The organism is Actinacidiphila cocklensis (genome assembly GCF_907177275.1).
Classification (GTDB): Bacteria; Actinomycetota; Actinomycetes; order Streptomycetales; family Streptomycetaceae; genus Actinacidiphila; species Actinacidiphila cocklensis.
The window spans coordinates 1-13,792 of sequence record NZ_CAJSLV010000121.1 but is presented as its reverse complement, the minus strand read 5'-3'; the positions used below and the strand labels follow the sequence as shown (position 1 = coordinate 13,792).

Below are 13,792 nucleotides of genomic sequence, written 5' to 3'. Positions count from 1 at the left end.
GCCCCAGCTCCCGCCGCCCCCGCGCCTGCTCCGGCAGCTGCCCCGGCGCCGGCTCCGGTCGCCCCGGCCGCGCCCGCTCCGGCGGCCGTGACCGGTGACGAGGGCGCCTACGTCACCCCGCTGGTCCGCAAGCTCGCCGCCGAGAACGGCGTGAACCTCGGCTCCGTGCAGGGCACGGGCGTCGGCGGTCGGATCCGCAAGCAGGACGTCATCGCCGCCGCGGAGGCCGCGAGGGCCGCTGCCGCCGCCGCGTCCAAGGCGGCCCCGGCCGCCGCCGCGGCACCGAAGGCCGCCGTCGCGGTGTCCCCGCTGCGCGGCCAGACCGTCAAGATGACCCGGATGCGCAAGGTCATCGGCGACAACATGATGAAGGCCCTGCACTCGCAGGCGCAGCTCACCAGCGTCGTCGAGGTGGACGTCACCCGCGTCATGCGGCTGCGCGCCCAGGCCAAGGAGTCCTTCGCCGCCCGCGAGGGCGTCAAGCTCTCGCCGATGCCGTTCTACGTGAAGGCCGCGGCCCAGGCCCTCAAGGCGCACCCGGTGATCAACGCCAGGATCAACGAGGACGAGGGCACGATCACCTACTTCGACTCCGAGAACATCGGGATCGCGGTGGACTCCGAGAAGGGTCTGATGACCCCGGTCATCAAGGGTGCGGGCGACCTGAACATCGCCGGTATCGCCAAGAAGACCGCGGAGCTGGCGGCCAACGTCCGGGCGAGCAAGATCACCCCCGACGACCTGGCCGGTGCGACCTTCACCATCAGCAACACCGGGTCGCGCGGTGCGCTCTTCGACACCGTCATCGTGCCGCCGAACCAGGCCGCCATCCTGGGCATCGGCGCGACGGTCAAGCGCCCGGTGGTCGTGGAGACCCCCGACGGCACGGTCATCGGGGTGCGCGACATGACCTTCCTGTCGCTGTCCTACGACCACCGGCTGGTGGACGGTGCCGACGCGGCCCGCTACCTGACGGCGGTCAAGGAGATCCTCGAGGCCGGCGAGTTCGAGGTCGAGCTGGGCCTGTAAGCGCCCCGCACGACCGCTGTACGGCACAGGCGCCCCCGTCCCGGCTCACCCGGGACGGGGGCGCCGCCGCATGCCGGCGGCCGCCGCGGGGGAGGCACGGTTGCTTCCCCGTCGTATCGTCTAAGTCACGCAACACGTGAAGGAGCGCGCCCCATGGCCCCTGCCGCCGTCCCCCACCTGGTCGTGCACAGCCTCCGCGAGCAGATCCGCGAGCACATCCTGGAGGGGATCGTCAGCGGGCGCTGGAAGCCGGGCGAGCGGATCGTGGAGCGCAGGATCGCGGTGGAGCTGCAGGTCAGCCAGACTCCCGTGCGGGAGGCGCTGCGGGAGCTGGAGGCGCTGCGGCTGATCGAGTCGGCGCCGAACAAGGGCGTGCGGGTGCGCGGGCTCACCGCGGCCGACCTCAAGGAGAGCTATCCGGTGCGGGCCGGCCTCGAACAGGTCGCTGCCGAGCTGGCCGCGGAGCGGCTGGCCGCCGACCCGGCCGCCCTGGAGCGCGAGGTCGCCGCGCTGCGGGTGGCCGACACGACGCTCGACGGCGAGGCCCAGGTGCGGCACACCGTGGCCTTCCACCACGAGCTGGTCCGTGCGGCGGACAACGCGGTGCTGCTGCACACGTGGGAGTCGCTGGGCATCGAGGTGTGGACCACACTGTCGATCCGCTGGCTCAGCCCCGCCCCCCGTGCCTACGCGTCGGAGCACCAGGACATCGTCGAGGCGTTCACCCGCCGCGACCCCCGTATCTGCGAACTGATCAAGTCGCACGTCCTGAGCTGCGCCCCGCAGGTCTGACCCGCCGCCAGGGCGTCGCCCTGGGAATCGAAGGAGAGCGGGCGAGGCACCGCGTGCCCGGAAGGCTGGCACCCCGTGCCGACTTGGAATCGGTCGCCGCGAAGCATTGATCGATCATCGATCGCGGAATATCGTGGAAGCCGGAGGGCGAGCCCTGTCTGCCGACTCATCACTCGCACTCACCACCTCCTCCGCTCGGAAGGCGGCACACCCATGCCTGACGCCGTTGGCCGTACCCGGCCGAGTCAGCTCGATCAGATCCCCGACCGCGACCCGGAAGAGACCACCGAGTGGCTCGCGTCGCTCGACGCCGTCACCAAGGCGGCGGGGCCGCACCGGGCCGCGTATCTGATGCGCAGAACGCTGGAAGGCGCCAGCGCCGACGGCATAGCGCTCCCCTCGCTCCTCGAGACCGAGTACATCAACACCATCCCGACCTCCGCCGAGCCCGCCTACCCGGGCGACGAGGCGCTGGAGGCCAGGATCACCGCCTGGAACCGGTGGAACGCGGCCGCCATGGTGACCCGCGGCAGCAAGCTCGGGCTCGGCGGCCACATCGCCACCTTCGCGTCGGCGGCCTGGCTGTACGAGACCGGCTTCCAGCACTTCTTCCGCGGCAAGGAGGGCGACACCTCGGGCGACCAGCTCTACATCCAGGGCCACGCCTCCCCCGGTGTCTACGCCCGCGCCTTCCTCGACGGCCGGCTGTCCGAGGGCCAGCTCGACCGCTTCCGGCAGGAGGCCGGCGGCGACGGCCTGCCCTCGTACCCGCACCCGCGGCGGCTGCCGTGGCTGTGGGAGTTCCCCACCGTCTCGATGGGCCTGGGCCCGCTGTCCGCGATCTACCAGGCGCGCTTCAACCGCTACCTGGAGCACCGCGGCATCAAGGACACCTCCGACTCGCACGTGTGGGCCTTCCTCGGCGACGGCGAGATGGACGAGCCCGAGTCGACGGCCGCCCTGGCGCTGGCCGGCCGCGAGGGCCTGGACAACCTGACCTTCGTGATCAACTGCAACCTGCAGCGGCTCGACGGCCCGGTCCGCCCCAACTTCAAGATCGTGCAGGAGCTGGAGTCGCAGTTCCGCGCCGCCGGCTGGAACGTGGTCAAGGCGCTGTGGGGCGCGGCCTGGGACGAGGTCCTCGCGCAGGACGTGGACGGCGCGCTGCTGCGGCGGCTGCGCGAGGTGCCCGACGCGCAGTTCCAGACCTACGCCACCCGCGACGCGGCCTACATCCGCGAGCACTTCTTCGGCGCGGACGCCTCGCTGCGCACGATCGGCGGCCGGCTCTCCGACGCCAAGCTGATCGAGCTGTTCCAGACCTCGCGCGCCGGACACGAACCGCGCAAGGTCTACGCGGCCTACCGCGCCGCCCTCGACCACAAGGGCGCCCCGACGGTGGTCCTCGCGCAGACGGTCAAGGGCTACACCCTGGGCGCCGGCTTCGAGTCGCGCAACGCCAACCACCAGATGAAGAAGCTCACCAACGAGCAGTTCCGCGCGATGCGCGACCTGCTGGAGCTGCCGATCCCGGACAGCGCGCTGGACGCGGGCACCGTCCCGTACTGGCACCCCGGTGAGGACTCGCCCGAGATGCGCTACCTGCGCGAGCGGCGCGCGGCACTCGGCGGTCCCGCCCCGGCCCGCAAGGTCGTCGCCAAACCGCTGCCGCTGCCGCCCGACAAGGCGTACGCGAGCCTGGAGAAGGGCTCGGGCACGCAGGAGATCGCCACCACGATGGCGTTCGTGCGGCTGGTCAAGGACCTGATGCGGGAGAAGGAGACCGGCCGCCGCTGGGTGCCGATCGTCCCGGACGAGGCGCGCACCTTCGGCATGGAGTCGCTCTTCCCGTCCGCGGGCCTGTACTCGCCCAAGGGCCAGACGTACGACCCGGTCGACCGCGACCAACTGCTGTACTACAAGGAGGCGAAGGACGGCCAGATCCTCAACGAGGGGATCACCGAGGCCGGTTCGCTCGCCGACTTCACCGCGGCGGCCACCGCGTACGCCACGCACGGCGAGCCGATGATCCCGTTCTACATCTTCTACTCGATGTTCGGCTTCCAGCGCACCGCCGACCAGTTCTGGGCGCTGGCCGACCAGTTGGGCCGCGGGTTCGTGATCGGTGCGACCGCCGGCCGCACCACGATGACCGGCGAGGGCCTGCAGCACGCGGACGGCCACTCGCACCTGATCGCCTCCACCAACCCGGCGGCGCTCTCCTACGACCCGGCGTTCGCGTACGAGGTCGCGGTGATCGTCCGCGAGGGACTGCGGCGGATGTACGGCCCCGAGGCCGAGGACGTCTTCTACTACCTGACGGTCTACAACGAGCCGAAGGTGCAGCCCGCGATGCCGGCGGGCGTCGAGGAGGGCATCCTCAAGGGCCTCTACCGCTACCAGACCGCCGCCGACGCGGCGCCCGGCGCCCCGCGGCTGCAGCTGCTGGCCTCCGGCACCGCCATCCACTGGGCGCTGGACGCGCAGCGGCTGCTGGCCGAGGACTGGGGTGTGGCGGCCGACGTGTGGTCGGCGCCGTCCTGGACCGAGCTGCGGCGCGAGGCGCTGGAGTGCGACGCGGCCCGGCTGCGCGGCGAGGAGCGCACGCCGTACGTGACGCGCGCGCTGGAGGGGGCGCCGGGGCCGGTGGTCGCCGTCAGCGACTGGATGCGGGCGGTGCCCGACCAGATCGCGCCCTGGGTGGAGCAGGACTGGACGTCGGTCGGCACCGACGGCTTCGGCCTGTCGGACACCCGCGACGCGGCCCGCAGGTACTTCGGGGTGGACCCGCAGTCGCTCACCGTCCAGGCGCTCGCGGCCCTCGCCCGCCGCGGCGAGGTCGAGCCGGCCACGGTGAAGGAGGCGGCGGAGCGCTACGGGCTCTGACGCCGGGCCGCCGGGTACGCCTCCGGCGCCTTGCCGCCGTCACGGGTGTGGCCTGTGCCAACTCCCGTGGCGGCGGCGCCTGTTGGTGCTCAGGTGTACCCAAGAAACCTGAGGAACCCGGGAGTCGGCCTAACCTACTGACTCGAAAGGGATTGCGGGCGCCTACAAGTACCGGTTACGTTCCCCCGGATGCCTGCCAACCCCAGTCCTCTGGCGGCTCCCACCGCCGAGGACCACCGCGCCTGGTACCACGTGCAGTCCGCCGCGCTCGCGCACGACCGGCCCGGTGAGCCGGTGCCCTCACAGGCCGCGGTGCGGGCCGGGCTGACCACCACCGGCAGCCGCCGCCAGCTGGTCCTGTGGCTGCTGCGCGGCTCGGGCGACGAGCCGGTCGCAACCGCCGTCCTGCGGCTGTCCGGCACCGCGGCGGACGGCAGCGGCACCGACGGCCCCGCCGACGTCCAGATGACCGTCCACCCGGCGCACCGCAGGCTCGGCACGGGCTCCCGGCTGCTCGCCACCGTCACCGAGGCGGCCACCGCGGCGGGTTGCGCCAGCCTGGCCGCGGAAGCGGTGTCCGGCACCCCGGGCGAGGGCTTCCTCGCGACCCGCGACTTCGTCCCCGTCACCCGGCTGACCTGGCAGCGGCTCGCCCTCGACGACATCCCGGACCCGGTCGGCAAGCTCCCCGACGTGCCGCACCCCGGCTACCGGCTGACCGCCTGGGAGGGCGCCGTCCCCGACACGCTCACCGACGGCTTCCTCGGCGCCCTGCGCGCGCTGCCCACGCCGGCGGCGGGCCTCGACACGGGCGGCTGCCGCTGGGACCCGGCCGCCGTCCACGAGGCGGCCGAACTCGCCGCCCGCCGCGGCGACCGGCTGCTCACGGTCGCCGCGCTCCACGACGGCGGTGACGTCGCCGGCTACACCACCGTCCTGCTGCCCGGCGACGGCGCCCGCCGCGCCCAGCAGCACGACACCGCGGTCGTACCCGCCCACCGCGGCCACGGGCTCGGCCTGTGGATGAAGGCCGAGATGCTGCGCAGGCTGCCCGCCGTGCAACCGGACCTGGCCGAGATCCACACCTGCGTCCCCGACGACAACCGCCACCTGCTCGCGGTCAACACCTCCCTGGGCTTCCGCCCCCTGCGCCGCACCGTCCGCTTCCGCCTGCGCCTGCGGCGCCGCTAAGGGCTGTCCCAGGCCCAAGGGCCTAGCCCGAGCGGCGGGTGTGCGTAACGACACGGACGCATCCGGCTGACAGGGCGTGCACCGGCGCGTGGCAACCGGGAAGCTGTACGGGTGATGGACGAGACGCAGTTCTGGGAGATCGTCGACAGTACGCGCGAGGCGTCGGGCGGCGAGCCGGAGGACCATGCCGACCTGCTCGTGGAGCGTCTTGCCCAGCTCGACCCGGACGCGGTGATCGACTTCGCGCGGCACTTCGAGACCCGCTTCATCCGGGCCTTCCGCTGGGACCTGTGGGGTGCCGCCGACATCATGCTCGGCGGTGCCGACGACGAGTCCTTCGACTACTTCCGCTGCTGGCTCATCGGCCAGGGCCGGCACATCTTCGAGGGCGCGCTGCACTCGCCCGACGACCTCGCCTTCCTCATCACCGACTTCGACGCGGAGACGGACGGGGACGCCGAGGACCTCGGCTACGCCGCCGACGAGGCGTACGAGCAGCTGACGGCCGTCCGGCTGCCCGAGCTCGGGCTGCCCGACCAGGAGCGGCCCGAGGGCGACCCGCTGGACTTCGACGACGAGCCGGCCATGGCGGCCCGCTTCCCCCAACTCTGGTCCCGCTTCACCTGACCCTCTTCACCGCGCCGTCTTCACCTGACCCTCTTCACCTGACCGTCCGCCTCGGAAGAAGGATGGCTGCCATGCGTATTGCCGTGACGGGGGCGTCCGGGCTGATCGGGGGCGCCCTGACAACCGCCCTGGCCCGCGCGGGCCACGACGTCGTCCGCCTGGTCAGGCGGGAGCCGCAGGCGGCGGACGAGATCCGCTGGGACCCGGCAAGGCGCGTGCTGGACCCCGGCGCGCTGAGCGGCTGCGGAGCCGTCGTCCACCTGGCCGGAGCCGGCGTCGGGAACCGCCGCTGGACGGAGGCGCGGAAGAAGGAGCTGTACGACAGCCGGGTGCGGGGCACCGCGACGATCGCCGCCGCGGCCGCGGCGGCGGACAGCCCGCCCGGCGTCCTGCTGTGCGGCACCGCGATCGGCTTCTACGGCGACACCGCCGACCGCTGGGTGGACGAGGACAGCCCGCCCGGCGAGGGGTTCCTGGCGGAGCTGGTCCAGGACTGGGAGGCCGCGGCGGAACCCGCCGCGGCAGCCGGCATCCGTACCGCCTTCGCCCGTACCGGACTGGTCGTGGCCCGGGAGGGCGGCGCATGGGGCCGGCTCTTCCCGCTGTTCAAGGCGGGGCTCGGCGGCCGGCTCGGCAACGGCCGGCAGTTCTGGAGCTTCATCGCGCTGCACGACGAGATCGCCGCGATGCAGTACATCCTCGACACCCCCGCACTGTCCGGCCCGGTCAACCTGACCGCCCCCGAGCCGCTGACGAACCGTGAGGTCACCGCGGCCATGGGCCGCGTCCTGCACCGGCCGACGCTCGCCGCGGTGCCGGCGCCCGTCCTGCGGGTGGCGCTGGGCGAGTTCGCCGGGGATGTGCTGGGCAGCCAGCGGGTGCGGCCCAAGCGGCTGGTCGAGTCCGGCTTCACGTACGCCTTCCCGGAGATCGAGCAGGCCATCGCGGCGGCGTTGCGTACCGGATAAGGCCGGATCGGACCGGTTGCGACCGCATCAGTTGCCATTGATGGGGGCATGACCCTTACCAGCGTTCTGCGCCAATCGCCTCGGTGGTCGCGCATGCGCTGACACGAGCGGGGAGTCGGCCCGACCTCGGGGAGGGAAATCGTGCTTCTGCCAGCACGCCGTAAGACCACGGCAATACCTGTGGACGTGATCGTGATCGGAGCCGGGGCCGCCGGCCTTGCGGCCGCACACCACCTGCTCGACGCGGGCCTGACGGTGACCGTGCTGGAGGCGGCGGAACGCGTCGGCGGCCGGATGGCCACCGACGAGGTCGCCGGCTTCCGGCTGGACCGCAGGCCGCACCTGCTCAACACCTCCTACCCCGAGCTGCACCGCACCCGGAGCCTGCGCGGCCTGCCGCTGGCCCCGCTCGCGCCGGGCGCACTGGTACGGGCCGGCGGCCGCGGCTACCGGGTCGGGGACCAGCGCGGCGCCCGTGCGGCGTTCGGCTCGGCGCTGGACCGGGCGCGGATGAACGCCACGCTCAACCGGCTCGCCGGCACCCCGGACGCGAGGCTGGCCGCCCGCCGGGAGACGACGGCCGCGCGGGCGCTGAACGGGCGCGGCTTCGCCCCGCGTACGGTCGAGGGCTTCCTGCGGCCGCTGCTGGCCGCGCTGCTGTGCGACCCGGAGCTGCAGACCTCCAGCCTGGCCGCCGACCTGGTGCTGCGCGGTTTCGCCCGCGGCCGCACCTGCCTGCCCGCGGGGGGCGCCGCGGTCCTGCCGGAACAGCTCGCCGCGGCCCTGCCGCCGGGCACGGTACGCCTGGGCACGCCCGCGGTGCGGGTCGCGATCAGCAGCGTCCGGGTCGCCGACGGCGGGGAACTGCCCTGCCGGGCGGTCCTGGTGGCGACCGGGGCGCAGGCGGCCGCACGGCTGCTGCCCGGGCTGCGGGTGCCGGCCTTCCACCAGGTCACCGTCTTCCACCACACCGCGCCGGTCGCGCCGCTGCGCGAACCGGTGCTGGTGCTCGACGCCGACCGGCTCGGGCCGGTCTCGCACACGCTGCCGGCCGGCGCGGTCGACCCGACCCGGGTGCCGGGCGGGCGGCCGCTGATCACCTCGGTCGTGCTGGGGCCGCCGCCCGACGGCGACTCCGACAAGTCGGTGCGGGCGCATCTGGCGGAGCTGTACGAGGTGAGCACGGACGGATGGGAGCTGCTCGGGATGCACACCGACCCCGAGGCCGTCACGGCGATGCCCGCACCGCACGACCTCCGCCGGCCCGTCCGCGTCCTGCACGGCCTGTACGTCTGCGGTTCCCACCGCACGACCAGCACCCTCCAGGGCGCACTGTTCTCGGCCCGCCGCGCCACCGCCACCCTGCTCTCGGACGCCGGCCGCCTCCCGGCCCTCCGCCGGCAGGCGGCCTGACCCCCGGGACGTCGCCGGGCGCCCACCGGCGCCCGGCCTACGTCGCAGTAATGCGAATACGCACCCTTGGCACCGACCGTTCCGCACCGGGAAAACCCGGCGCCCAAAACCCCCGGCGGTTATTCGGAAACGCTGTCACCCGGCGAACCCGTCGATACACTTTCTGCAAGCTCACACCAGCGGGCCTTTGGCCTCCGGGGGGAATATCGGCATGGGAGGATTACGCGACTCCCGATTAGTCGTCATCGCCTGCACACTCACCTGCATCGGTGCCGGCCTCGCCCTTGAACTGGGCACGCAGATACACCGCACGACGACCGTGGACGCGGACCGGGTGCGCCTTGTCAGGACCTCGTGGCCGGGGCGCACTCCCCCGGCCGCCACCCCGCCCACGACCTCGCTCACGACCGCGCCCGTCACGGTCACCTCACGGCCGCCGACGAGCCCGGGGCCGCAGTCCGGCCCTCCCACGACAGGGCCGCCGACCTGGGGTACCGCCGGGTCGGGCGGCAGCGGGCCGCCCGGTCCCGGGGGCACCGCGAGCACCTCGGGGAAGCCCGGCCACAGCACCGGCACGGGCGCGGGGCCGGGCGCGGGACCGTCGGCCGGCACGGGCACGCCGGAACCGGCCGGGTGCGGCTCGCCGCGGACCGTCCACGGCTTCGAGGTCTACTTCACTTTCCCGTGCGAGAACTCCGTGACGGACACCTACCCGGTGCTCGTCATTCACGTCTCGGGATATCCGGCGGCCGGCCACGGCGGTTTCACCGTCGTCCAGACCGTACTCACGGACAAGGACGGGCCGATCAAAGAGCGGCCCGTCTTCGGAATGTTCCCCGCGGGTATCTCGCCGGACGCGAACCTGAGCAAGGAGAAGAACACCTGGGCGGGTCGGGCACAGGTCGGAACACCCTGCAAGCAGGATCGCGGCAGGACGACGCTGAGCATTTACTTCCTGACCGAGGCCGGCGTCCAGGAGTCGACGCACACGTGGCGGCCGGGGGTGCCCATCGCCCATTTGCCCCAGGGCAGCGAGCTGATGGACGAGGTGACCGTCGAACGGCACGGCTCCTGCCCCACCAGCCCGTCGCCCAGCACCAGCCCGTCGCCCAGCCCGTCGCCGACCACGCAGCCGCCCACCAGCCCGCCGGCGACGAGCCCTTCACCGACGGGCCCGGACCCTTCGCCGACGGGCCCCCGGCCCACCGGTCCTTCGCCGACCACACCGTCTCCCACGACCGCGTCGCCCACCAACGCGTCGCCGACCGGTCCCTGACCCCGGCGCGGCCTGACCGCGCCACCCGGCAGATCCCGCAGCCGAAAGGACGACTCCGCATGCCAGAAAACGACGAGCCGACGCCCGATGACGCGGCCGGCACCACCTCACCCGTCGCCGCCGGCTCCGGCACGGTGGAGGTCGAGACACCGAGGACCAGGATCCAGGTCGCGATGATCGGCACGGCGGGCCTCGTCGTCGTCGCGCTCATCACCCTGATCGGGACGTTCGTCTCGCGTGGCGGCGGCTCGGACAAGAACGCCGACCCGCCCGCCGGGCCGGTGATCACCACGCCGGCCCCCTCGCCCGTCACCACGACCACCGTCACCACCGCGCCGGAGACGTCGGCGGCGCCGGCGGCGCCGGTGGCGCCGGTGGGCGACAGTCCGTGCGCCCCGCCCAAGAAGACACACGGATTCAGCGCCGCCTTCGTCAGCCCCTGCAACGGCGCGAAGCTCAAGTCGCCCTATCCGGTGATCACTCTCAAGGTCCCGGCGTATCCGCAGAGCGCCGACGACGGCCGGCTCTGGGTGGTCGTCAGGATCCTGTCCAACGGCCAGGGCACCCCGCTGGCCGACCGGCCGATGTTCGCCGAGTATCCGATCGACGAGGGGCACGCCCAGGAGGTCGGCTCCACCACCTGGACCAAGGACCTGCAGATCTTCCGCAGTTGCCACGACTACGGCCCCGCCCAGATCCTCACCTTCTGGCTGTCGTCGAGCGGGGCGGAGAAGGCCGCCCAGTGGCAGCCGTCGGTGCCGATCACGATCCCGGCGGGGAGCGTGCAGCTCGACGAGGTCACCGTCAACATGGAGGCGAGCTCCTGCTGAACCCCCTACCGGCGGCGGCCGTCCACCCCGCGCCGGGTCCCGGACCCCGTTCCTGACCCGGCGCGGACGGCCGCCGCCAGCCGCTCCGCCCGCTCGGCCTCCTCCTCCCCCGCTTCCGCGCCCGGGACGTAGAGCGTGCGGTCCACCAGCCCGGCCAGCTCCCGCAGCGGCGCCAGGCCGGTGGCCGTACCGATGTCGCGGGTGGTGGTGGAGCGCGAGGCGGGCACCCCGCCGTCCCGCAGCGAACGCTGCCACAGCGCGAGAATCCGCTCCCGCGGGCCGAGCGCCGCCCACCGATCGGCCGCCGCGCGCTCCTCCGCGATCCGCCCGGCCCGCCGGCGGCGCAGCGCGACGGCGACCGCGGCGGCGGCCGGCAGCACCAGGACAGCGGCCGCCGCGAGCACCAGCGGCCCCACCGAACGGCCGCGGGCGCCGGGGTCGCTGTGCCGGGGGTCGCGCACGGGCTCCGTGGCGGCGGCGCTCGGGGTGTGCCCCGGGTCTCCGAGGGCCGTACGGCCGGACAGCGGCCAGTAGTCCACCCACACACCGCCGGCGTAGGCGATCTGCGGCCAGGCCACGGCGTCACCGCCCAGCACGTCGAGCCCGCCGTCCGCGGCGACCTGCCGCTGGGGCGCGAAGCCCGCCACGACCCGGCTCGACGCTCCGAGCATGCGGGCCGCGAGGGCGAAGGCGGTGGCGTACTGGTCGCTGGTGCCGCGCCCTTCGCGCAGCGCCGCCGTCACCGCCGCGCAGCCGTCCTCGACCTGCCCGGCCGGCTCGGCGGCGCCCATTCCGGCCAGCACCTGCTCCAGCCCCGCCAGCTGATCGGCGAGCGGCGCGTCCTTGTGCACCCGTGCGACCAGCGAGCCCAGTTCGGGTCCCGCGCACGCGGTGCTCGGGGTGGCGCCGGCGGGCGGCCCGACGGGTGTGCGGGGGCCGGTGTCCACCGCCAGGGAGTACGCCGTGCCGGCACCGGGGGTGCGCAGCGCCTCGGACCGCGGGTCGTAGCGGGTGCCGGCCGGCTGCGCGGTCCGTACGCCGAAGGGGTGCGGCACCAGGCGCTCCAGGTGCGCCAGGACGACCTCCACCCGGGTGCCGGTGCCGGTGCCAGTGCCGTTCGCCGGCAGCGCGGTGAGGGCGGGGGACGCCTGCCAGCCCGTGTCGCCGCGGTAGGTGCCGTACGCGAGCAGCGGCCACAACCGGCCGGCGTCCCCCGGCGGCCCGACGAACCGGGCGTGCAGGAGCGGGTCCCGCGGGGCGTCGTTCCACTGCGGCAGCCGGGACAGCGGGTCGGTCTCGGGCGGGTCGGCCGGCCGTACCGCCACGACCTCGCGGTGCGGCACGATCCGCGGCAGCGGCACGAAGACGCATGCCGCCGCGACGCACACCACCGCCCCGGCCACGAGCGCGGACCGCCCCCGCCCGACCCGGCCGGCCCCGCGGGCCGCCAGCAGCATCCCGGCGAGCGTGGCGGCCCCGACCGCCGCTCCCACCACCTCCCACCCGCGCCCCACCCCGATCACCACTCCTCCCGTCGCCGGACCGCAGCAGCCCGCAAGCCCGCTCCCACCGCCCCCGGCGGCCCGACCACCGGCATGACCGCCATCCCCGCAGTAACCCGCGAGCCCGCTCCCACCACCGGCCGCCCGACCACCGACCTCACCGCCATCCCCCGCCCACCGCCACGCCCGACGCCATGCGCCACCCCGACGCCGCACTCCCGCCGTCACCGGCCGCCATCCCCGCACATCGCCCCGCACCGACCCGCGAGCCCGCTCCCGCCGCCACCGGCCGCCCGGCCACCGCCATCCCGCTCACCGGCCCCCCGGGACGCGGGCCAGGTCGTCCACCGTGGTGACGCGCAGTACGCGGAAGCCCGGGTACTGGCGCGGGTGGTCCCGGGGGGCGGGTGGGGTGGCGTGGAGGCAGACCACCGTGGCGCGGTGGGCGCTCAGGGCGGACAGGGCGGGGCGCCACAGCGCGGGGTCCCGTGTGGTGGCCAGGACGGCGAGGGCGCCGCCGGGCATGCCCGCGGCGAGACGCGCGAGGGGAGTGACGGAGGCTCCGGCGCGCGGGCGTACGCGGGCGAGCAGGTCGAGCACGGCCTCGGGCGCACCGGGCGCGGGGTCGAACCGGCGGGGTGCACCACCCGGCCCCGCCAGGGTGACCGGGCGGTCGAGCCGCAGCACGCTCAGGGCGACCGCGGCCGCGCAGTCGACCGCCGTCTCGAAGGCCTCGCCGTCCCCGGCCGCGGTGTCGAGCAGGACCACGGCCGGGGCGGAGCCGCCGCCGCGGCGTTCGCGCACGTGGAAGGTGCCGGTGCGCAGGGTGCTGCGCCAGTCGACGAGCCGCAGGTCGTCGCCGGGGACGTAGCGGCGCATGCCGTGGATCTCGAACGCCTCGTCCGTGTCGAGCCGCGCGGCCCCCGAGGCGTGGGCCGCGGCGGCCTCCGCGACCCACGGCACGGCGGCCGGGGTGCGCGGGCGGACGGTGAACCGGGCGCCGGGCGCGGACGGCTCGGTGCGGGTCACGGCGAGGCCCAGGGGGTCGTGGTACTCCGCGACGGCCGGGCCGAGCCGCCACACCCCGCGGGGGCAGGGCGGGGCCGGTGACGTCCCAGCCGCGGCCCGCGAACGGCAGCGTGCGCGCGCCGTCCGGCAGGGCGTCGTCCAGCGTGCCGCGGAGGACGGGCGCCGCGGCGCCCGTCCTGCCGACGGGTGAGCAGCGCACGGGCAGCCGCTCGCCGCGGACGAACTCCGCGGCGGGCAGCGGCACATGGG

General features: G+C 74.6%; 11 protein-coding genes. 9 read left to right on the top strand and 2 right to left on the bottom strand.

The features are described 5' to 3' along the window. The 9 genes from sucB to NFU81_RS39165 all read left to right on the top strand — a co-directional run. Positions 1–1,029 (top strand): 2-oxoglutarate dehydrogenase, E2 component, dihydrolipoamide succinyltransferase (sucB, locus tag NFU81_RS39205; RefSeq protein ID WP_251501675.1); only part of this gene is annotated, 1,029 nt, incomplete at its 5' end. Positions 1,030–1,182: 153 nt separating this feature from the next. Then, positions 1,183–1,821, top strand: a complete 639-nt coding sequence (locus NFU81_RS39200) for a GntR family transcriptional regulator (RefSeq protein WP_251501672.1) — start codon at positions 1,183–1,185, stop codon at positions 1,819–1,821. Between the two features lie 213 nt (positions 1,822–2,034). After that, positions 2,035–4,707: a pyruvate dehydrogenase (acetyl-transferring), homodimeric type gene (gene aceE / locus NFU81_RS39195; protein ID WP_251501669.1), complete on the top strand. Its 2,673-nt coding sequence runs from the start codon at positions 2,035–2,037 to the stop codon at positions 4,705–4,707. Positions 4,708–4,896: 189 nt separating this feature from the next. Beyond that, positions 4,897–5,898, top strand: a complete 1,002-nt coding sequence (locus NFU81_RS39190) for a GNAT family N-acetyltransferase (protein WP_251501655.1) — start codon at positions 4,897–4,899, stop codon at positions 5,896–5,898. Positions 5,899–6,012: 114 nt separating this feature from the next. Beyond that, positions 6,013–6,525 (top strand): DUF4240 domain-containing protein, encoded by a 513-nt coding sequence (locus NFU81_RS39185; protein ID WP_251501653.1) that lies wholly within the window; start codon positions 6,013–6,015, stop codon positions 6,523–6,525. Between the two features lie 62 nt (positions 6,526–6,587). Beyond that, positions 6,588–7,493, top strand: a complete 906-nt coding sequence (locus NFU81_RS39180; protein WP_251501651.1) for a TIGR01777 family oxidoreductase — start codon at positions 6,588–6,590, stop codon at positions 7,491–7,493. 192 nt (positions 7,494–7,685) lie between these two features. Beyond that, on the top strand, positions 7,686–8,906 hold the full coding sequence (locus NFU81_RS39175; RefSeq protein WP_251501678.1) for an NAD(P)/FAD-dependent oxidoreductase: 1,221 nt from the start codon (positions 7,686–7,688) through the stop codon (positions 8,904–8,906). A 211-nt stretch (positions 8,907–9,117) separates the two neighbouring features. Next, positions 9,118–10,182: a hypothetical protein gene (locus NFU81_RS39170; RefSeq protein WP_251501649.1), complete on the top strand. Its 1,065-nt coding sequence runs from the start codon at positions 9,118–9,120 to the stop codon at positions 10,180–10,182. 59 nt (positions 10,183–10,241) lie between these two features. Then, positions 10,242–11,012 carry a hypothetical protein gene (locus NFU81_RS39165; RefSeq protein WP_251501647.1) on the top strand — a complete coding sequence of 257 codons (771 nt, stop codon included), beginning with the start codon at positions 10,242–10,244 and terminating at the stop codon, positions 11,010–11,012. 5 nt (positions 11,013–11,017) lie between these two features. Here NFU81_RS39165 and NFU81_RS39160 read toward each other — a convergent pair whose 3' ends face one another. Together NFU81_RS39160 and NFU81_RS39155 are read right to left on the bottom strand one after the other, a co-directional pair. Continuing rightward, positions 11,018–12,526: a transglutaminase-like domain-containing protein gene (locus tag NFU81_RS39160; RefSeq protein ID WP_251501645.1), complete on the bottom strand. Its 1,509-nt coding sequence runs from the start codon at positions 12,524–12,526 to the stop codon at positions 11,018–11,020. Positions 12,527–12,826: 300 nt separating this feature from the next. Next, complete coding sequence (locus tag NFU81_RS39155; RefSeq protein WP_251501644.1) at positions 12,827–13,597, bottom strand: DUF58 domain-containing protein; 771 nt, start codon at positions 13,595–13,597, stop codon at positions 12,827–12,829. Positions 13,598–13,792 lie beyond the last annotated feature (195 nt).